The sequence below is a fragment of the uncultured Lentibacter sp. genome (assembly GCF_937123735.1).
GTDB lineage: Bacteria > Pseudomonadota > Alphaproteobacteria > Rhodobacterales > Rhodobacteraceae > Lentibacter.
Genome location: NZ_CAKZKL010000004.1, coordinates 1 through 20,097, shown reverse-complemented (window position 1 = coordinate 20,097; position 20,097 = coordinate 1). Strand labels below are relative to the sequence as shown.

General features: G+C 56.2%; 21 protein-coding genes, 1 tRNA gene and 1 other RNA gene. 14 read left to right on the top strand and 9 right to left on the bottom strand.

What is annotated here, in order from left to right; all coding sequences use genetic code 11:
- Positions 1–46 precede the first annotated feature (46 nt).
- From Q0478_RS00210 to Q0478_RS00170, 9 genes are all read right to left on the bottom strand, one after another.
- Positions 47–271 carry an N-(5'-phosphoribosyl)anthranilate isomerase gene (locus tag Q0478_RS00210; protein ID WP_298674765.1) on the bottom strand — a complete coding sequence of 75 codons (225 nt, stop codon included), beginning with the start codon at positions 269–271 and terminating at the stop codon, positions 47–49.
- A gap of 34 nt (positions 272–305) precedes the next feature.
- Positions 306–518 (bottom strand): ribbon-helix-helix domain-containing protein, encoded by a 213-nt coding sequence (locus Q0478_RS00205; protein ID WP_298674762.1) that lies wholly within the window; start codon positions 516–518, stop codon positions 306–308.
- A complete protein-coding gene (locus tag Q0478_RS00200) occupies positions 515–691 on the bottom strand; it encodes a DUF4169 family protein (protein WP_298674760.1) in 177 nt (58 codons plus the stop codon). The genes Q0478_RS00205 and Q0478_RS00200 overlap by 4 nt, the downstream gene beginning before the upstream one ends.
- Entirely contained in the window at positions 691–2,082 is a 1,392-nt protein-coding gene (gene fumC / locus Q0478_RS00195; RefSeq protein ID WP_298674757.1) for a class II fumarate hydratase, read from the bottom strand. Before fumC ends, Q0478_RS00200 begins: the two co-directional genes overlap by 1 nt.
- Positions 2,083–2,226: 144 nt before the next feature.
- Complete coding sequence (locus Q0478_RS00190) at positions 2,227–2,703, bottom strand: SspB family protein (protein ID WP_298674754.1); 477 nt, start codon at positions 2,701–2,703, stop codon at positions 2,227–2,229.
- A gap of 136 nt (positions 2,704–2,839) precedes the next feature.
- A complete protein-coding gene (gene chrA / locus Q0478_RS00185) occupies positions 2,840–4,072 on the bottom strand; it encodes a chromate efflux transporter (protein WP_298674751.1) in 1,233 nt (410 codons plus the stop codon).
- Between the two features lie 132 nt (positions 4,073–4,204).
- Positions 4,205–4,554: a transfer-messenger RNA gene (ssrA, locus tag Q0478_RS00180) on the bottom strand.
- Positions 4,555–4,629: 75 nt separating this feature from the next.
- Entirely contained in the window at positions 4,630–5,016 is a 387-nt protein-coding gene (locus Q0478_RS00175; protein WP_298674748.1) for an ectoine synthase, read from the bottom strand.
- Between the two features lie 59 nt (positions 5,017–5,075).
- Complete coding sequence (locus Q0478_RS00170; RefSeq protein WP_298674745.1) at positions 5,076–5,816, bottom strand: GntR family transcriptional regulator; 741 nt, start codon at positions 5,814–5,816, stop codon at positions 5,076–5,078.
- Positions 5,817–5,896: 80 nt separating this feature from the next.
- Between Q0478_RS00170 and Q0478_RS00165 the strand changes: the two genes are divergently transcribed.
- The 14 genes from Q0478_RS00165 (at position 5,897) to Q0478_RS00100 (ending at position 20,027) form a co-directional block, all read left to right on the top strand.
- Positions 5,897–6,661, top strand: coding sequence for a DUF2182 domain-containing protein (locus Q0478_RS00165; RefSeq protein ID WP_298674742.1), 765 nt, complete (start codon positions 5,897–5,899; stop codon positions 6,659–6,661).
- A gap of 12 nt (positions 6,662–6,673) precedes the next feature.
- Entirely contained in the window at positions 6,674–7,306 is a 633-nt protein-coding gene (locus tag Q0478_RS00160; RefSeq protein ID WP_298674739.1) for a DUF1326 domain-containing protein, read from the top strand.
- The gene (locus Q0478_RS00155; RefSeq protein WP_298674736.1) at positions 7,306–8,409 is read left to right on the top strand and encodes a dimethylsulfoniopropionate demethylase; all 1,104 of its coding nucleotides are present in this window, start codon (positions 7,306–7,308) and stop codon (positions 8,407–8,409) included. The genes Q0478_RS00160 and Q0478_RS00155 overlap by 1 nt, the downstream gene beginning before the upstream one ends.
- Positions 8,410–8,425: 16 nt before the next feature.
- Positions 8,426–9,418: an acryloyl-CoA reductase gene (gene acuI / locus Q0478_RS00150; protein ID WP_298674733.1), complete on the top strand. Its 993-nt coding sequence runs from the start codon at positions 8,426–8,428 to the stop codon at positions 9,416–9,418.
- 127 nt (positions 9,419–9,545) lie between these two features.
- Entirely contained in the window at positions 9,546–9,962 is a 417-nt protein-coding gene (locus Q0478_RS00145) for an HIT family protein (RefSeq protein ID WP_298674730.1), read from the top strand.
- A gap of 96 nt (positions 9,963–10,058) precedes the next feature.
- On the top strand, positions 10,059–11,279 hold the full coding sequence (locus tag Q0478_RS00140; RefSeq protein WP_298674727.1) for an aminotransferase class V-fold PLP-dependent enzyme: 1,221 nt from the start codon (positions 10,059–10,061) through the stop codon (positions 11,277–11,279).
- A gap of 55 nt (positions 11,280–11,334) precedes the next feature.
- Positions 11,335–12,741, top strand: coding sequence for a deoxyribodipyrimidine photo-lyase (locus Q0478_RS00135; protein WP_298674724.1), 1,407 nt, complete (start codon positions 11,335–11,337; stop codon positions 12,739–12,741).
- Between the two features lie 74 nt (positions 12,742–12,815).
- Positions 12,816–14,024 (top strand): cyclopropane-fatty-acyl-phospholipid synthase family protein, encoded by a 1,209-nt coding sequence (locus tag Q0478_RS00130; protein WP_298674722.1) that lies wholly within the window; start codon positions 12,816–12,818, stop codon positions 14,022–14,024.
- Positions 14,025–14,474: a TrgA family protein gene (locus Q0478_RS00125; RefSeq protein WP_298674719.1), complete on the top strand. Its 450-nt coding sequence runs from the start codon at positions 14,025–14,027 to the stop codon at positions 14,472–14,474.
- A 23-nt stretch (positions 14,475–14,497) separates the two neighbouring features.
- Positions 14,498–15,610, top strand: a complete 1,113-nt coding sequence (locus Q0478_RS00120) for an NUDIX domain-containing protein (RefSeq protein ID WP_298674716.1) — start codon at positions 14,498–14,500, stop codon at positions 15,608–15,610.
- Positions 15,611–15,720: 110 nt separating this feature from the next.
- Complete coding sequence (locus tag Q0478_RS00115) at positions 15,721–16,758, top strand: cysteine synthase A (protein WP_298674714.1); 1,038 nt, start codon at positions 15,721–15,723, stop codon at positions 16,756–16,758.
- Between the two features lie 23 nt (positions 16,759–16,781).
- Positions 16,782–19,160: a DUF3772 domain-containing protein gene (locus Q0478_RS00110; protein ID WP_298674711.1), complete on the top strand. Its 2,379-nt coding sequence runs from the start codon at positions 16,782–16,784 to the stop codon at positions 19,158–19,160.
- Positions 19,157–19,885, top strand: coding sequence for an alanyl-tRNA editing protein (locus Q0478_RS00105; protein WP_298674708.1), 729 nt, complete (start codon positions 19,157–19,159; stop codon positions 19,883–19,885). The genes Q0478_RS00110 and Q0478_RS00105 overlap by 4 nt, the downstream gene beginning before the upstream one ends.
- Positions 19,886–19,937: 52 nt before the next feature.
- Positions 19,938–20,027, top strand: a tRNA-Ser gene (locus Q0478_RS00100).
- Positions 20,028–20,097 lie beyond the last annotated feature (70 nt).

Sequence of the window (20,097 nt, the reverse complement as noted above, 5' to 3'; positions counted from 1 at the left end):
AAATTTCTGTGAAGAAATTTGATAGGCGCGTCACTTCGGCTGTGGGTTAGAGCGGTTCGATTGGGTCTTGGTTGCAAAAGATGATAATATCGCCGGCATTGGTGAGCGCGGTATAGCCGCGCCGCTTCAGCTCTTGTTTGAAGCGGCTCATGCCTACCAAGCGCTCAACGTCGCGCCGTTTGCGACGCACGACACCGCCCTTCGCGGCGGCGCGTGAACTGAAAATCTGTTCGATCCAGAGATCGGGGGAGAGGTGCGCGAAGAGAGACATGGCCCAATTTAGCCACAGCGTGGTTAACGCACATTTAACGTTGCAGGTCTGCCAACACATAAAGCCGAATGGCCGAAGCGAGGCCGCTTTTTACCCCGCGCGCGTCGTCTATTTCGGCGGCCAGCTCGTTGATGGGTTTGTTCTTTCGGGCCGCAATCATGCGGAATGCGCGCCAGAATTCATCTTCCAGAGAGACGCTGGTGCGATGTCCACGCAGGGTGAGGGAGCGTTTAACAGGGCGGCTCATCTCTCGCGCTCTTTGCCGGACAACTCATGGGCGGTCTTGGCAGCGCGGGCTTTCTCAAGCTCTTTTTGAGCCTTTGTGCGCCCGTGTTTGACCACGTTTTCAGCAGCGCGGGCTTTGTGTTTGGCCCGCGCTGCCGCTTTTCTGAACCGGTTGAGATTAACCGGCTCTGTCATCACTTCGGACCGATCATATCTTCGGGGCGCACAACGCGCTCGAAAGTCTCCTCATCAACAAAGCCGAGCGCTATGGCTTCTTCCTTGAGGGTTGTGCCGTTTTTATGGGCTGTTTTGGCAACTTTGGTGGCGTTATCATAGCCGATGGTTGGAGCAAGGGCCGTGACGAGCATCAGGCTTTCTTTCATCAGCTTGTCAATGCGCGGTTCGTTGGCCTCGATGCCCATGAGCATCCGCTCTGTGAAGCTGTCGGTGGCATCGCCAAGCAGCTGGATGCTTTGCAGAAGATTGTAGCTCATCATCGGGTTATAGACGTTGAGCTCAAAATGTCCTTGGGAGCCGGCAAATTTGATGGCCGCATCATTGCCCATGACATGGGCGGCGACCTGTGTGAGCGCTTCGGCCTGCGTCGGGTTGACTTTGCCGGGCATGATCGAGCTGCCGGGCTCGTTTTCAGGCAGGATCAGCTCGCCGAGGCCCGAGCGGGGGCCTGAGCCGAGGAAGCGAATATCGTTCGCAATCTTATAGGCGGAGCCGGCGATTGTTGCCAGGGCACCAGACATAAAGACCATGGCGTCATGGGCGGCCAGGGCTTCAAACTTGTTGGGCGCTGTTACGAAAGGCAGGCCGGTGATGTCGGCCATATGTGCGGCGACAGTCTCGCCCCAGCCATGCTGGGTGTTGAGTCCGGTGCCAACGGCGGTGCCGCCCTGGGCCAGCTCGTAGATTGCGGGAAGGGCGGCCTTTACACGCTGTATTCCCATGCGGATTTGGTGCGCGTAGCCTGAAAACTCTTGCCCAAGGGTGAGCGGCGTGGCGTCTTGGGTGTGTGTGCGGCCGATCTTGATGATGTCTTTGAAGGCCTCAGCCTTGGCTTCAAGGCCGCTGGCGAGCTTTTCGAGACCGGGCAGCAGCACATCACGCACGGACATGGCTGTGGCGATGTGCATGGCTGTTGGAAACGTGTCGTTGGACGACTGGCCCATGTTGCAATGATCATTGGGGTGGACCGGGTCTTTGGAGCCGATCACGCCACCGAGGATTTCTATAGCGCGGTTTGCGATAACCTCGTTTGAGTTCATGTTGGATTGTGTGCCCGAGCCGGTTTGCCAGACAACCAGCGGGAAGTTGTCATCAAACTTGCCGTCGATCACCTCGCCGGCGGCCTGGATGATGGCTTCGGCCAGTTTGGGATCAAGCGCACCGCTGTCGCGGTTGGCCATGGCACAGGCCTTCTTGATCACACCCAAAGCGCGCACGATGGCAACGGGCTGTTTTTCCCATCCGATCGGGAAATTCATAATGGAGCGTTGCGTTTGCGCGCCCCAATATTTGTCATTCGGAACTTCGAGGGGGCCAAAGCTGTCGGTTTCGGTGCGGGTGTCGGCCATGTGTGTGGCTCCTTCAAAAAAACTGTCGCGACGGGTCTAACGCCCCAGACCGTTTGGGGCAATGGCTGATAGCCCTAACGCGCCAAGCTAAGTTTTGGCCGAGGCGATCTCAGCAGAGCTGGTGCAACAAGAAGTGTGAGAAGCCTATTTGCGGAACTGATCTAGGCTGACAACATCAGCTTCGTGCTTTTGGGAGGTTGGCTCACGGCTCTCTGAGGGCAGCTCTTCTGGCTCTTGCGTGTCGTCATCCTCAAAGTCGTCATCGTCTTCGCTCGTTTCAAAGCGCAATCCAAACTCAACGGAAGGATCGACGAATGTTTTGATCGAGTCGTAGGGAACACAGAGTTTTTCAGGCGCATCACCGAAATTGAGGGTCACACAAAAACCGTCGTCATTGACTTGCAGATCCTCAAACCAATGCTGGATGACGATTGTCATTTCACTCGGGTAGCGCTCTTTGAGCCAATCTGCGAGCTTTGCCTCAGGATGGCGCGTGTCAAAGGTGATGAAGAAATGATGCATTCCTGGCAGACCGCCATCAGATACATCTGAAAGAACGCGCCTGATCAGGCTGCGCATGGCGTTGTGCATCAATGTGCCATAGTCAATCGTGTCTGACATGCGCTTGCCCTCTTTTTTCCAAAATAATACGGGATTTGACAGAAAACAAAAGGCTGATTCCGCATAAAGCTATGACGGCTAAAAAACACCTGCACTTCTGTGGGACACGCCAGTTTGCGGTGGGCAAAACGGGTGTTTAGGTGAACAATATTTGGTGAAACAGCACGCTCAGAACGGCATTTCCCAATATGACCACAAAAAGATTTGCGCGGCTGCGCCAAGCCAGCGTGGCTCCTGTCACGATAAGCAGGGCTGCGGCCCAATCCGGGCTGCTCAGGGTTTCAAGGCGCTGTCCGGGCCAGAGCACGGAAACGGCAAACCAGAGCGAGAGGCTTGCAATCACCCCATTCACACCGGCGGTGATACCGTCGAGCGCGGCCTGAAGCCTAGGCTGTGCAAGGATCTGCTCGATGTAGGGGGCGCCGACGAAAATGAAGATAAAGCAGGGCAAAAATACCGTCCACAGCGTGAGCACGCCGGCAAGAGCTGCCAAGCCGATGCCGCCTTGCCCATAGCCGGCCAGGTGGCCAACAAATTGGGTCACAAGGATCAGGGGGCCGGGTGTGGTTTCGGCCAATCCGAGCGCGTCCATCATCTGGGTGGCTGTGACCCAGCCATGATCTTGCACCACAGTCTGCACCATCCAGCCAAGCAAAGCATAGGCCCCGCCAAAGCTTAGGACGGCCAGTTTTGCAAAATAAAGAGACAGCTCGGTGAGGAAGCTAAAGCCAAGGGTGTGCAAGAAGACAAGTGGCGCAAGCCAGAGAGGCAGGCCAACAGCCAACACACGCAGGGGCTGCTTCTTGCCAACCGGCTGCAAAGACACCGCGCGCTTGGAATTGGAAAGCAAGGCAAGCCCGCCGATAGCAGCCATTATCAAGACAAGCGGGTAGGGCAGGGCCAGCACAAACAGACCCAGAAAGGCGCAAAGCGCAATCAGCCGGCTGGGAGCCGATAAGAGCGTGCGTTGTGCGAGCCTGATCAAAGCCAAGGCCACAATTGTTATCACAGAGGCTTTGATTCCAAGAAAGGCGTCTTCAACCCAAGGGGTGGCACCGTATTTTATATAGCCAAAGGCCAGTGCCCAAATGAGACAGGCTCCGGGCAAGATGAAAAGCAGACCAGCGGCGAGCCCGCCAGCGATGCCGCGCAGCTTCCATCCGGCGTAGGTTGCCAGTTGCATGGCTTCAGGACCGGGCAGAAGCATACAAAAGCTCAGCGCTGTTGAGAACTCACGCTCTTTGAGCCAAGCCTGTTCAGCCACCAGAACCCGGTGCATGAGCGCAATCTGTGCGGCGGGTCCACCAAAGGAGAGCAGGCCGATTTTGGCAAAGGTTTGATAAAAGTGCCGTCTGGTCTGGTCGTGCATTCAATCGCCTTTGGCTAGCCTGTGTTCGGGCATCTTAGCTGCCATGTGGCCGGTGCAAAAGCTCGGAGGCCGCTTGCCACCTTTAATCAGACTTGCGTGTTGGTCGTGTATGGGCGGCGCGATAAGGGGAAAAGTGCAGGCTTCTGTTGCCAGGTGCCTGCGAACCCCGCCTTAGGTCGCTAAACGTAAGGACTTAGATTTCAACAGTTCCGGTCGCTTACGCGGCCATCGCCATTGGAGCACGATTGTCATTTGCAATTGTACAAGTTTCGCCGATAACGGTGGCAGACAGCCGAAACAAAGCTAACCCCTTTAGACGTTCGTCGATCCTATTTCGTCCCCATGATCCCCAAATGAAGGATGTTTGGTGGAGACGCCGGGTACCGCCCCCGGGTCCGATCCGCTTATTACGAGCGCGTTTATGTCCATAGTCTCAGAGAGACAATGACAAGATAGGCTCTTATCCGGCCTATTTGAAGGGGTAATTTCAGCAATGTTTAGCGAAGGGGGCGATACGGCGCGCGCAGAGCCGTTTTTGATTGAGCGGACTGGACGTCTTAATAGGCCGAGGCTGCGTTTGCAGCCAAGCTGTGGCGCTCTGTGCCTTTCAGGGGCGGATTGAAGACGCTGATCAGAACCATGTTCTGCTGCGGATCGGCAGAGAGATAATGGTCGTCATGCTGATCGAGCACATATACTGTTCCCGGTGAGATGCTGTGGACCTTGCCATCCAAGGTGCGCACTGATCCCGTTCCGGACACACAATAGCAGGCTTCCAGATGGTTGCGATATTGCAGCCGTGATTCAGTCCCGGCATGGACGACCGTATGACAGATGGTGAAACCCATCATATCTTGCTCGGTGAGAAGGCGGTGGCTTGTGCCGTTGCCCCAGTTTACAAAACGATCTGTTTTCTCAACTTCGGTGAGTGTGCGGGTAAACATGTCTACTCCCTGCATAACCAAGGTTCATGCAAAAGGCATAGCTTGCAAAAAAGGCCAATTTAGGTCGTGGTTTTGGCAGATTTTTGGCGCGAAAAGACGTCTTTGGCGAGTTGTCGTGTGTAGGTTTCAAGGGCAATCAAGGCGCCATCAACCTTGTCTGGAGCTTGATCTTCCAGCCCATCAGCAATTTCGGTATGCAAAGCAATGATCTCGGCGCGTGAGCGGGCGGTGAAGGTGATCATGTTCATCAAAGGTTCGATCGCTTCGATTGCGCCGGCGAGTTGATAGGACAAGACCGGGTTGGCCGCACCATCGACCAGCGCGCGGTGAAAGCTGACATCTGAGGCGCACCAGGCCTCATCAGAAAGACCCGGCTGTGATTGGCGAAAGATTTCGGTGCGCATTGTGGCGAGGTGATCTGCACTGCGCCGTTGTGCGGAAAGAGGTGCGCAAGCCCGCTCCAGAGCAAAGCGCGCTTCGCAGGCTGTTTCAAAGCTCACGTCATTCATGCTCAAAAGCAAGGTCGACGTGGTGATTTGTTGCGGATAGGCGTCTTGAAAGCTGATATGATTGACAAATGCGCCCCCCGTGGCACCCCGCTGGGTGCGGATCAGAGATTGTGCCGCAAGGCGTTTGAGCGCTTCACGCACCGTTGGGCGAGAGACGTTGAACTGCTCGGAGAGATCGGCTTCGGAGGGCAAGCGCTCATCCACAATCAAGGCTCCCGAGACAATGGCGTCACGGATGTTTTTGGCGATTGTCGCAGAGAGATCCGAGGGCGTTGTGCGAGTTTTTTTCATTTGTCTTACAATTGTTCTTTACGCAGAGGATAAATTGTCTGACATTTGCGATCAAGACCTGAGTCGCAGATGAGAACAGAATGCTTTTGAGCCGCATCAAAACAATGACAGGCCTGCACTGGCTAATGCTTTTTGTGCTGATTGCGTCGGCATGGACAGCTCTGTTTGTCATGGCCATACCTGCCGAGATGCGCGCCTATTCCAAGATTTATGGATCAGAGTTCTGGGAAGCCTTGTGCACCGTGACGCCGGATGGCGTTGGGCTGCTTAAATTGTTTGCCATGTGGGCCTTGATGTCGGCCGCGATGATGGCGCCAACGGCCTTGCCGGCTTTTGGCACATACGACGATTTGGCAGGCGCAACCGGGCAGGGGCGTTTTGGAACGCTGGTCGCCGGTTACTTGTGTGTCTGGCTTGGATTCGCCGCCTTGGCAGCTGGGGTGCAGATGGCCCTGACAGTCAAGGGTGCTGTGGATGTGTTGGGGCAAAGCCAATCACCGCTTTTGACGGCAGGTTTGTTGCTGTTTGCGGGAGCGTATCAGTTTTCTGCCCTCAAAGAGGCCTGTTTGAGCAAGTGCCGCCGCCCCATGAGCTTTTTCATGCAACACTGGGATGAAGGGCCGTGGCGCAATGGGCTGCGGCTTGGGTTGGTTTGCCTTGGGTGCTGCTGGGCTCTCATGTTGCTGGGCTTTGTAGGTGGCGTGATGAACCTCGCATTCATGGGGTTGGCGACTGCGATGATGATTTTGGAAAAACTGCCCGATTTGGGGCGCTGGCTGACCAAACCTTTGGGGGTTGCTCTGATTGGTTGGGGGCTATTTGTGCTTGCGGGCACGCTAATTTAGAGGAGGAAGAACATGGCTTTAGATGGTGAAATCGGCACGATTCCCTGGACGATCAAAGGGGAGCTTATTCTCAATTGCAACTGTATCGTTTTTTGCCCCTGTGTGGTCAGTCTTGGGCAGCATCCGCCCACCGAGGGCCATTGTCAGGCCTGGTCTGGTGTGCGGATCGACGAGGGCGAGTATGGCGGTGTCAGCCTGTCGGGGCTGAATGTCGGTTTGTTCCTGGAGATTCCGGGGAATATGGGCCGTGGCAACTGGAAGGCTGCGGCGTTTATCGATGATCGCGCCGATGAAGCGCAATATGAGGCGTTGGAAGCAATTTTCTCGGGCGCGGCACGCGGAACAACGGGTTTGTTTGGAATGCTGGTCGGCGAATATCTGGGAGCAGAGCGCGCACCTGTAAGCTTCGAAACCGAAGGTAAAGAGCGCCGCCTAACCGTTGGCAAGAAAATCCAGGGCTCTGTTGTGCCTGTCGAGGGCAAGGACGGCAAAGAGATTGTCGTGACCAACACGGAATATTGGATGGGCCCTGACATCACAGTTGCCAAGGCGACAAAAGGGCGGGTGCGTGCTTTTGGCCGTGTCTGGGACTTTGATGGCCGCTCGGCAGAGATTTGTCAGATTGATTGGCACGGTCCACGCTAATGGCGCTGATTTCTTTGTCGCGCCGTCTGCGCCGCACCCCGTTTAGCGAGGGTGTGGAGGCCGCAGGTGTGAAAGGGTATACGGTCTATAACCGGATGCTCCTGCCAACCGTGTTTCGATCGGTTGAAGAAGATTACCGCCACCTCAAGGAGGCGGTTCAGCTCTGGGATGTGGCCTGTGAGCGGCAAGTGGAGCTGCGCGGGCCCGACGCCACACGGCTCATGCAGATGCTCACCCCGCGTGATCTGCGCAACATGCAGGTTGGGCAGTGTTATTATGTCCCAATCGTCGATGAAACCGGGGGAATGCTTAATGATCCGGTGGCTGTGAAGCTGGCGGAGGATCGTTGGTGGATTTCGATTGCTGACAGCGATCTGCTGCTCTGGGTCAAGGGCATTGCCTATGGGTATCGTCTTGATGTGTTGGTCGATGAACCTGATGTCAGCCCGCTGGCTGTGCAAGGACCACGGGCAGACGATGTTATGGCGGACGTTTTTGGCGATGCCGTGCGTGATATCCGGTTTTTCCGGTTCGCGATGCTGGAGTTCAATGGCCGCAAACACGTTGTCGCGCGCTCGGGTTACTCAAAGCAGGGTGGATTTGAGATCTATGTCGATGGCACCGAGAACGGGATGCCGCTTTGGAATGCTTTGATGGAGGCTGGTAAAGCGCATGATATCCATGCGGGATGCCCAAATCTGATCGAGCGCATCGAGGGAGGCTTGCTGAGTTACGGCAACGACATGACCGATGACAACACGCCGCACGAATGTGGGTTGGGAAAGTTTTGCAACACACATTCCGCGATTGGCTGTGTGGGGCGGGACGCGTTGTTGCGTGTGGCCCAAGAGGGCCCTGTGCGCCAGATCCGGGCGGTTGAGATACACGGTGACAAAGTTCCGCCATGTGACCGCCTCTGGCCGATTATGGTGGGTGATAAACAGGTTGGAAACATTAGCAGCGCTGCATACTCGCCTGATTTTGCAACGAATGTGTCCATTGGGCTTGTGCGTATGACACATTGGGATGAAGGCAGTGAAGTGGATGTGATCACGCCGGCCGGTGTGCGTGCGGCCACTGTGAGAGAAACATTCTGGATTTGAAGGAAGAGGTAAAAAGATGAGCGAATTTAACGCGATCATCGTAGATAAAGATGCTGAGACGGGCAAGACAAACGCTGAGCTTCGCCAAATTTCTGTTGCGGACCTCCCCGAGGGAGATGTGACGGTGGCTGTGGATTACTCCACTGTAAATTACAAGGATGGCCTCTGCATCGGGCCCGGCGGCGGCCTTGTGCGCAACTATCCGCATGTTCCGGGCATTGATTTTGCCGGGACTGTCGAAAGCTCAAACGATCCACGCTACAAAGCCGGCGACAAGGTAGTGCTCACAGGGTGGCGCGTGGGAGAGGCCCATTGGGGTGGATATGCGCAAAAGGCCCGAGTGAAAGCGGATTGGCTTGTGCCACTGCCCGCAGGGCTGACCACACGGCAGGCAATGGCGGTTGGAACGGCCGGCTTCACAGCCATGCTTGCGGTGATGGCGCTTGAGGATCACGGCATCAAGGCGGGGCCTGTTTTGGTGACAGGGGCGGCCGGTGGTGTCGGGTCTGTGGCAACGGCTATTCTGGCCAACCTTGGTCACGAAGTTGCTGCGGTGACGGGCCGTCCGGAAACAGCTGACTATCTGACAGGCCTTGGCGCGTCTCAAATTGTGGCCCGCGAAGAGCTGAACGAAACCGTGAAGCGCCCGCTAGAGGCCGAAACATGGGGCGGCTGCGTGGATGCTGTGGGAGGCGAGATGCTGGCCCGCGCATTGGGACAGATGCAATATGGGGCTTCTGTTGCCGCTGTTGGCCTTGCCGGTGGGGCGGGCTTGCCCGCGACGGTTATTCCGTTCTTGCTGCGAGGTGTGAACCTGTTGGGAATTGACAGTGTCATGCAGCCCTATGACAACCGGTTGCGGGCCTGGGAGAGGATCGCGAAAGATCTGCCCATGGACAAGCTTGAAGCGATGATCCAGCCCGCAGTGCTGAGTGATCTGCCACAGTTGGGGCGTGACATCCTCAAGGGGCAAGTCAAAGGGCGCGTTGTCGTTGATGTGAACGCCTGATCGCGCCGGGTTTCCCGGCCAAATAAGGGAGAGCTGCCCTGTTTTGGGCAGCTCTTTTCGTTTGAGGTGCTTGCCAATCTTTCTGCTTGGTGAAACTCTCTGGCAAAGCGTCAAAAAGGAGTGCGCCATGAGTTATGATCCGGACAATATTTTCGCCAAAATCTTGCGTGGCGAGATACCGTCCTTCAAGGTGTATGAGGACGAGCAAACCTATTGTTTTATGGACATCATGCCGCGCAGCGCCGGTCACTGCCTTGTCATTCCAAAGACACCCTGCCGCAATATTCTGGACGCCAGCCCTGAGCAGCTTTGCGCCTGTATGGCGACCGTAAGCACGGTCGCCAATGCGGCGATGAAAGCCTTTGGGGCAGATGGCATTACATTGCAACAGTTCTCCGAGGCTGCTGGAGGGCAGGAGGTGTTTCATTTGCATTTTCACATCTTACCCCGCCACAGCGGCAAATCTTTGGGTCCGGCTGGTGTCATGGGAGATATGGAAGTGATCAAGGCACATGCCGAAAAACTGATCGCCGCATTGGGGTGAGACCGGCTGACAGATTGCGCAGATGGTTGTAGGGCAGAGCGCTTCAATCCGTGTGCGATCCGGTGCCGGTGAAAATGTCAAATGAAGGAGCGAAACATGAACCTCGATATTGATTTTGTGCGCGCACAGTTTCCGGCTTTTGAACAGGGCTCTCTTGCCGGTCAGGCGTTTTTTGAAAACGCGGGAGGATCTTACACCTGTCGACCCGTGATTGAACGGTTGATGCGCTTTTATACGCAGCGCAAGGTCCAGCCATATGCCCCCTATGAAGCGTCCCGATTGGGCGGTGCCGAAATGGATGAGGCCCGTAGCCGCCTGGCGGCCATGATGGGGGTAGAGGCCGATGAAGTGAGTTTCGGGCCCTCAACGACCCAAAACACCTATGTGCTGGCCAACGCGTTTCGCCAGTTCATGCAGCCAGGCGATGCGGTGATTGTGACCAATCAAGACCATGAAGCCAATACCGGGCCTTGGCGGCGGTTGGCAGAAGAGGGCTTTGAGGTGCGCGAGTGGCAGATTGATCCGGAGACGGGCCATCTGGAGCTGAGCAAGCTGGAAGAGTTGCTCGACGAGCGCGTGCGGCTTGTGTGTTTTCCACATTGCTCGAATGTGGTTGGTGAGATCAACCCGGTGGTGGAAATCACCGCGCTGGCGCACGCGGCGGGCGCTTTTGTTTGCGTTGATGGGGTCAGCTATGCGCCCCATGGTATTCCAAACGTCGGGTTGATGGGGCCGGATATCTACTTGTTTTCGGCCTATAAAACATACGGCCCTCATCAGGGCATTATGGTGATGCGTCGCGCCTTGGGCGAAATTCTGCCCAACCAGGGGCATTATTTCAATGCTGGCAGCCTCTATAAGCGTTTCACACCTGCGGGACCAGATCATGCGCAGGTTGCCGCTTGTGCGGGGATGGCGGATTACGCGGAGGCCTTGGCTTGGCATCATGGTGTTGAAGGCTCCGCAGCAGAGCGCGCGATGGCTGTCCATGATATGATGCGCGCCCATGAAGTTCAGTTGTTGCAACCTTTGCTGGACTATCTCACCGCCAAGAATTCGGTGCGCCTGATTGGCCCCGCAGATGCAACGCTGCGCGCGCCTACGGTTGCGCTCGCTTTGAGTGCCAATGGCGAAGATGTTGCTGCGGACCTCGCGCAGCAGGGCATCATGGCCGGGGGCGGTGATTTTTACGCGGTGCGCGCGCTTCAGGCCATGGGCGTGGATATGCAGAGGGGCGTTTTGCGGCTTTCCTTCGTGCATTATACCAACAAAGCAGAAATTGATAAGCTTATCCAAGCGCTTGAGCGGGTATTGTGATCTGGACGCGAGGCCTTGCCGTAGGGTTCCTATCTGAGGCGGGGCAAAGAAAAAAATGACAAAGACAGCGATCTGGTGGGTTCGGCGCGATATGCGTCTGAAGGACAACCCGGCTTTATCAGCCAGTGTTGCCGCGGGAGCGGTTGTTGCGGTGTTTGTCCTGGATCAACGGTTTGAGAGCCTGGGAGCCGCTCCGCTCTGGCGTTTAGAGGCGGCTCTCAAAGCGCTGTCACGGGCGCTTGAGGAGCTTGGCTCAAGACTAATCCTGCGTCGTGGAGATGCGCAGGAAGCCTTGCAGGCGGTGATCTCCGAGACCGGGGCCACAGAGGTGCATTGGAACCGTCTCTATGACCCGGAGTCGATCGCGATTGACACGGCGTTGAAAGCCGGCTTGCGAGCGCAAGGGTATACCGCGCAGAGCCATGCCGGGCATTTGCTGCATGAGCCCATGGCCATAAAAACCAAAACCGGCGATTATTACAAAGTCTTCACGCCATTTTGGCGGGCCATGCAAGCCCATGAGGTTGCGCCACCCCGGCCTGCTCCGGGGGCGTTGGAAGGTCCGGGTGTCTGGCCGGCCTCGGAGACTTTGGCGCAGTGGCGCTTGGGGGCCAAGATGCAAAGAGGCGCGCAGGTTGTTGCGGGCCACACGGGAGCTGGCGAGGCCAAAGCTTGGGAAAAGCTAGAAACCTTCTTGTCTGAGCGCGCAGAGACCTACGCAGAAGCGCGAGACAATCTGGCGTTGTCAGGGACTTCGGATCTCTCTGACAACTTGGCTTATGGAGAAATTTCAGCGCGCAGTATCTGGGATAGCGGGCAAAAGGCGGCCGCATCTGGAACCGGCGGGTTAGAGCCTTTTCTGCGCCAGATTGCCTGGCGAGATTTTGCCCATCATCTGATGTTTCACACGCCTCATATTCTCAGCGACAACTGGCGTCCGGGATGGGAGACGTTTCCCTGGAGCGAGGCCACGGACACGCCTGAGGTTCTTGCCTGGAAGCTGGGCCGGACAGGCGTTGATTTTGTAGACGCCGCCATGCGTGAGTTATGGGTCACCGGCAAGATGCACAACCGCGCCCGTATGGTGGCCGCCAGCTATCTGACCAAACACATGATGGTTCATTGGCGTGTGGGCGAGCGTTGGTTTGCGGATCAGCTGATTGATTATGACCCTGCGAACAACGCTATGGGATGGCAATGGGTGGCTGGGTCCGGGCCGGATGCATCGCCCTATTTCAGGATTTTCAACCCAGAGACCCAATTGAAGAAGTTTGACCCCGATCACGCCTATGTCAGGCGTTGGCTTGCGGAAGGTCAACGAAGCCCGCCGCAAACGGCCTTGCAGTATTACGACGCGATCTACTTGTCGCAAGGCGCTGCACCCAACGAGCGGCGCGGGGCGCCGATTGTCGGCTTAAAGGAAGGTCGCGAGCGGGCCTTGGCCGCCTATTCTGCCAGATAGAAAACAATGCTAAAGAGAGTTGGGCGGTGAACACCCCGCGAGAGGTGCGCGCCGATGACACAAGGAGGCCAGCGATGATATTGACTGAGACGAAAGGGCAAAAAAACCTGCCCAGGTATTTTTCTCAGGTCTTTGAAGCGGCACAGCGCATATCGCGGGGCCAACTCGACATCACCCTGCCAGACGGACGGTTGTTTCGCGCGATTGGCCAACAGGCAGGGCCTGTTGCGGCGGTTCATATACATGACCCAGACGTTTTTGCGCGGTTGCTTCGCGATGGCGAACTGGGCTTTTGTGACGCTTATCTCGAGCAGGGGTGGTCCTCCCCTGATTTGCAGGCTTTTCTGGATTTGATGAATGCGGGAAATGAAGTGCTTTACCGCGGATTTCCCGGCAAAGGGTTGCTCAAGGCTTACGAGCGCCTGCGCCATATTTTGCGCTCCAACAGCAAGGCGCGCGCCCGCAAGAATATTGCGTATCATTATGACCTTGGAAATGCGTTTTATGCCAAATGGCTGGATGAAACGATGACCTATTCAAGCGCTCTCTTCAAAACAGGCAACGAACCTCTTGCCGTGGCACAGAGAGCCAAATACGCGGCTCTTGTTGACGCTTTGAACGTGAAAGAGGGTGATCATATTCTTGAGATCGGCTGCGGCTGGGGCGGTTTTGCTGAGTATGCCGCCAAAGAGCGGGGGTTGCGTGTCACCGGGCTGACAATCAGCGCTGAGCAATTGCGCTATGCGCAAGCCCGGATGGCGCGCGCCGGGGTTGCTGATCGGGTTGACTTGAGAATGCAAGATTACCGTGATGAACATGGTGTTTATGACGGGATTGCTTCGATTGAAATGTTTGAGGCGGTTGGGGAAAAATACTGGCCCGTCTATTTTGACAAGCTCCAAGGGTGCCTCAAGCCTGAGGCACGGGCGTGTTTGCAGATCATCACGTTGCAAGAGGCGCGCTTTGAGGTTTACCGAAAAGGCGTTGATTTCATTCAAAAATATATTTTTCCCGGCGGGATGCTGCCATCAAAGACCGTGTTGCGACAACAGGTGCTCAAGGCCGGGCTTGAAGAGGTCGGATGCCTTGAGTTTGGGGAAAGTTATTCGAAGACTCTGCGACACTGGCATGAGCGCTTCAATGCGGATTGGGCGGATATTTCGCAGATGGGGTTTGATGAGCGGTTTCGCAGAATGTGGAATTTCTATCTAACCTCTTGCGCTGCCTCCTTTCGTGGCGGTAACTGTGATGTAGTGCAAATTACATTGGTGAAACGAGTTTAGATGCCCACTGCTGCCAGATTGCTTTCGGCGATTTATCTCGCTGCTGTTGCCTATTTTGTGAGTCAGATGGTTATGGCGGCGATGCTGGCGCAGGAGCCTGCGCTAAATTTCGGGCGGTTTCTGGAGATAAATTTAGCAATTTGCGCTTTTCTGGGCTGGTTCATGTTGGGCAGTCGGATTGGGAACCCCTATTCGGTTGCCACCGGGCTTGGCCTGACAGCCATTGCGGCGGCGGTTTTTTGGTGTTTGTTCGCCCATGCAAGCATAGAAATGTTGCGACGCGCGCTGGACAGTCGCTATGACGGGCTCATGGAGGCCTTGTTGGGCGCACTGGAATTTGGCTTGAACTATGGCGCCGAACTGTTGAGACCCCAAATCATCCTGATATTACTGGTGGCGGGTATATTTGGTGGTCTTTTTGCAGAGTTTGCCAGCCGTCGCTGGCGCTAGGCCAGAAAAAATAGAGAGCTCACGTGACCCAGATTTTCTTATACGGCACGCTTCGGCATATGGGATTGCTGGAGATTGTATTGGGCCATCTGCCCATGTCGCGGCTGCGCGAGGCCGCGCTTGAGGGCCACCATGTTGCGCGGGCACAGGATCAGGACTTTCCGTTGATTGTTGCAGAGCCGGGTAGGCGCTGCAACGGGCTGTTGTTGCAAGAGGTCACCCCTGAAGAAAAGGCGCGGTTGGACTATTACGAACTGGGTTTTGGCTATGAGCTGCGCCGCTGCACTGTTGAGGGGGCAGAGGCGTTGGTTTACTTTCCACAAGAGGGGCTTTGGCACGCTGCGGAGCCGTGGAGCCTTGCAAGCTGGACGGAGCAACATTGGCCTGTGACCCAACACGCGGCCAAAGAGCTCATGGCGCTTTTTGGCAAGCTTCGTCCGGTTGACATCCCACTGGTTTTCGAGCGTATCAAAGCCCGGGCGTTTTCTCGGCATATTGCACAATCTGAGGCCGCGCCAACAGAGCTGCGCAGCGCGGGCCAGCACGGGGATATCGAGGTGTCTGAGGTGGAGTGCTGCCATCTGGGTTATTTTCGAACAGACAGGCTTTCGCTGTCTTTTCCTCGTTTTGATGGAGGCCAAAGTGGCCCCCTGTCGCGGGAGGTGTTTCTGACAGGAGATGCCGCACTTGTGCTGCCCTATGATCCGCAGCGAGATCGGGTGCTGCTGATTGAGCAATTTCGGATGGGTCCTTTTGGGCGCGGCGATTGCCACCCATGGACGTTGGAGCCCATTGCGGGCCGTATTGATTTTGGGGAAACGCCAGAAGAGGCGGCCGCGCGCGAAGCATTGGAAGAAGCCGGATTGACGCTGGATAGGCTCTTGCCGGTTGCGAACTATTATCCATCTCCTGGAGAGGTCAGCACCTATTTTCATACCTTTGTTGGCTTATGTGACCTTGCTGACGGGATCGCCGGCCTGGGTGGCCTTAGCTGCGAGTCAGAAGACATTCGCAGCCATCTTCTATCGTTTGAAGAGGCTGAGTTGTTGATGCAAACCGGCGAAATAAACGTTGGCCCGTTGCTGCATCTCTTGTTGTGGCTCAAAGGCGAGAGAAGCCGTCTGAAAACGGGATGATTTCCCTTCAGCAAGGTGCCAAACAGAACAGTTGGCTTTCCTCTGGCTACCGGCTTGTGGCGGTTCTTGTGAGGCTCTAGATTGAGCCGCGAAGCTGCAAGGAGCGAGACATGAAGGTTGCGAATGATTTGGCGCAATTGGTGGGGAACACACCGCTGATAAAGCTGAAGCGTGCCAGTGAAGAAACCGGGTGCGAAATTTATGGCAAGGCCGAGTTTCTCAATCCGGGGCAGTCAGTCAAGGACCGCGCCGCGCTCTATATTATCAAGGATGCCATTGCCCGTGGAACCCTAAAACCGGGCGGCACTATTGTTGAGGGCACTGCTGGAAACACCGGCATTGGACTGGCGTTGGTTGGGGCTTCTATGGGGTTTCGGACGGTCATTGTGATTCCGCAAACCCAGAGCGAAGAAAAAAAGGAAATGCTGCGCCTCGCCGGGGCAGAACTTGTGCAGGTGCCGGCGGCTCCCTATCGCAATCCGAATAACTTTGTGCACTATTCCGAGCGCCTTGCAGCCGCGTTGATGCAAACCGAACCAAACGGAGCCGTATGGGCCAATCAGTTTGACAATGTCGCCAACAAGCAGGCCCATGTAGAGACCACCGGACCGGAAATTTGGAGCCAAACGGATGGCACATTAGATGGCTTTATTTGCGCTGTTGGATCTGGCGGCACCCTCGCGGGCACGGCGCAGGCTCTTCAGCCCAAAGGGGTGAAGATCGGACTTGCAGACCCTATGGGGGCAGGCCTTTACAGCCATTATACGACCGGTGAAATCAAGCTTGAGGGAAGCTCCATCGCGGAAGGGATCGGGCAAGTGAGGATCACCAAGAACCTCGAAGGGTTCACGCCGGATATGTCTTATCAGATACCCGATGAGGAAGCGCTGCCTTATGTGTTTGATCTGTTGGCCGACGAAGGCCTCTGCTTGGGCGGCTCTTCGGGTATCAACATTGCTGGGGCTGTGCGGATGGCGCGCGAAATGGGTCCTGGCCATAAGATTGTGACCATTCTCTGTGACTATGGCACACGCTACCAATCAAAATTGTTCAACCCTGACTTCCTGCGCAGCAAGGAGCTGCCGGTTCCGGCGTGGCTGGACAAGGCCGAACGCGAGCTGCCGGCTGTGTTTGAGGCTTCCGAATGAGCCGCGCGGGCGCGGTCGGGCGCATGAGACATGTTTTCGCCTGGCTTTTGGCCGCATTTCTGCTCATTGGCCCCCTTTTTGCGCAATCGTCTGCTGTTGCCAAAGTGGATTTTGAGCAGTGGAACAGTTTTGCAGAAAGGATTGAGGATGCGGTCGAGGCGGGGCGGGCATCGGACAGTATTTTGGAGAATGTGCGCAGGGATTTGTCGGCTTGGCGCGCGCAATTTTTGGAGCTCAAAGATGCCAATGCACGGCTGATTTCCACCGTTAGGGCACAAATCGAGACCCTTGGACCGGCTCCGGAGGGCGGCGCTGAGCCTGACGAGATTGCCCAACAACGTGACGCGCTTAACCAGCGCCTTGCTGAGCTTGTGGCGCCAGGAAAGCGCGCCGAGGTTGCTCAGAGCCGGGCAGATGCCCTGATTGCAGAGATTGACCGGATCGTTGCAGAGCGACAAACCAATGCTTTTCTTGAGCGCGGTCCGACGCCCTTGAACCCCACGATATGGGCGCGCAGCTGGTCTGATCTGCGTGGTTCGATCACCAGCACCCGCAGTGAAGTCATCAACGGCTGGAACAATCCAAACCAGCGCAAGGCCTTTCAAAACAACTTGCCCGCTCTGGTAGGCGGGGCGACGCTCTCTGTTGTATTTCTGCTGTTGGGCTGGCGTTGGGTGCGCGCACTGAGCGAGCGGTTTGTGCGTCACCGCAAAACAGCGAAAGGGTGGCTCTCGGCCTTTGCTCTATCGCTGCTACAACTGGCCGTTGCCTGCATCGGTTTGTTTGGTCTGGTCAATTCGATTTACCTCACCGAGCTTGTGGGTTTGCGATTGGGCCCGCTCTTGGATGCCATTGTGCGGGGTGGTTTTTTTGTAATCCTGTCGATTTGGCTCAGTGCGTTTGTCTTTGCGCGCAGTGATCGTAGTTTTCACAGCTTTACCTTGAGTGAAGCGCAAAACACGCGCGGTCGTCAAAGCGTGATTGCCCTTGGCGTTCTCTTCGGGATCAGCTTCTTGTTTGACGAATTCGCCCGCTATGACAATTGGGCGGCCAGCTCGCGGGCGGTGTTGTATTTCCCGCTTGTTGCCTTTGCGGGAGCCTTTTTGTGGCGCTTGGGGCGTTTGTTGCGCCAACATGCCGAAACAGCTGCGGCAGAACTCACAAGTGAAGAACCTCTGCGCTATGTCGACCGGATGTATGGTTTGCTCGGGCGGGCTGTTGTGCTTGTCGGGGTGATCGGGCCTGTGCTGTCTGCATTGGGCTATTTTGAAGCGGGCCGAACGATCAGCTTTCAGACGATTGAGACACTTGTGCTTGTTGCGCTGTTAATCCTTGCTCAGCGTGTGCTGGCGGAAACCTGGGTTCTACTGCGCAGGGGTGCAGAGGAGGCCCGCGAGGGGTTGGTGCCGATATTGGGCGGCTTTACCCTGATCGTGTTGGCCACGCCTGAGTTCCTACGGATTTGGGGCACGAGCGATGCGCGAATTTCAGAGTTCTGGACACGCGCCCAAGAAGGTTTGACAATCGGCGACACCCGCATCACGGCTGGTGGCTTTCTGATGTTCGCCGTCGTTTTTGTGGTGGGTTATACCATGACACGCTTGCTTCAAGGGGCCTTGAAGAACACCGTCTTGCCGAAGACAAAAATGGATCACGGAGGCCAGAATGCGCTTGTCTCCGGTGTCGGCTATGTCGGTATTTTTCTGGCCGCCTTGGCCGCCATAACCAGCGCAGGGATAGATCTTTCCAACCTTGCAATCGTTGCAGGTGCGCTGTCTGTCGGGATTGGCTTTGGCCTTCAGAACATCGTCTCAAATTTTGTTTCCGGGATCATCTTGTTGATTGAACGCCCGATTTCGGAGGGCGACTGGATTGAGGTGGGGGGCACCCATGGCACGGTGCGAGACATTTCTGTGCGCTCGACCAGAATTGAAACCTTTGACCGGTCTGATGTGATCTTGCCAAACGCTGATCTGATCAGCGGCAAGGTCACAAATTTTACCCGTGGCAACACGGTTGGGCGGGTCATTGTTCCCGTGGGTGTTGCTTATGGAACAGACACCCGCTGGATCGAGTCAATTCTTATGGAGATCGCCGAAGCCCATCCGATGGTGCTGGCCAACCCCCGACCTTCTGTCATTTTCCAAGGGTTTGGTGCTGATAGCCTCGATTTTGAAATCAGGGCCATTTTGCGAGATGTGAATTTCGTTATGTCTGTGCGCTCGGATATGAATCATGAAATAGCGCGGCGGTTTGCTGCCGAGAATATCGAGATTCCCTTCGGTCAGCGCGATATTTGGATTAGAAATCCAGAGGCGCTTTTGCCGGGCAGTGCATCTGAGAAACCTAAAGCTCCCGCCGCTGCCTCTCCTTCTGATACGGCTTTGGGAGAAACTGAATGAGCGGTCTTGAGAGTGCAGCCCTGTATTTGCAAGATGCTTATCTGCGTGACAGCCCCGCCACCGTATTGGGGCATACGGCCGAGGGCGGTGTTGTGCTTGATCAATCCGTTTTCTACCCCACTGGAGGTGGCCAACCGGGGGACAGTGGCCAGATCAGCTGGGATGGCAAGACGCTGGACATTGCAACCGCGGTCAAGGGTGCTGGCTCGGAAATCGTGCTGGTGCCGGCCGCGCCTGAGGCGCTTCCGGATGTGGGCGTAAAGCTTCACCAATCTCTGGATTGGGACCGCCGCCACCGGCATATGCGCGTCCACACAGCGCTGCATTTGTTGTCGGTTGTTCTGGCGCTGCCGGTCACGGGCGGACAGATCGCTGAACATAAGGGGCGGCTTGATTTTTTGATGCCGGACCCGCTTGAGGACCGTGAGGCTGTCGAGCTGGCTCTCAATCGGTTGGTCGATCTGGATCTGCCGGTCACGCAAGCTTGGATCAGCGAAGACGAGCTCGCTGCACAGCCAGAGCTTGTCAAAACTATGTCGGTTGCGCCGCCGCGCGGACGCGGCAAAATCCGCCTTGTGGCCATCGGAGAGGGGAGCTCTCGTGTTGATTTGCAGCCTTGCGGTGGCACTCATGTGGCGCGCACAGCGGAGATCGGAGCGGTGCGTCTTGGCAAGGTTGAAAGCAAAGGCAAACAAAACCGCCGCGTGAACCTGCACCTGGTTTAAAAAACACTTTTTGGGCTTGCAGCACTACCCGCTTATTGGATAGACGGAACGCGGACAGGTGGCCGAGTGGTCGAAGGCGCGCGCCTGGAAAGTGCGTAGGCGGGTGACCGTCTCGAGGGTTCGAATCCCTTCCTGTCCGCCACTTGCACATCGCAAACCCGAGATGAGGTCCCTGACGGGGCCTTTTTTCTTTTTGTTTCAAAGGGGTTTAG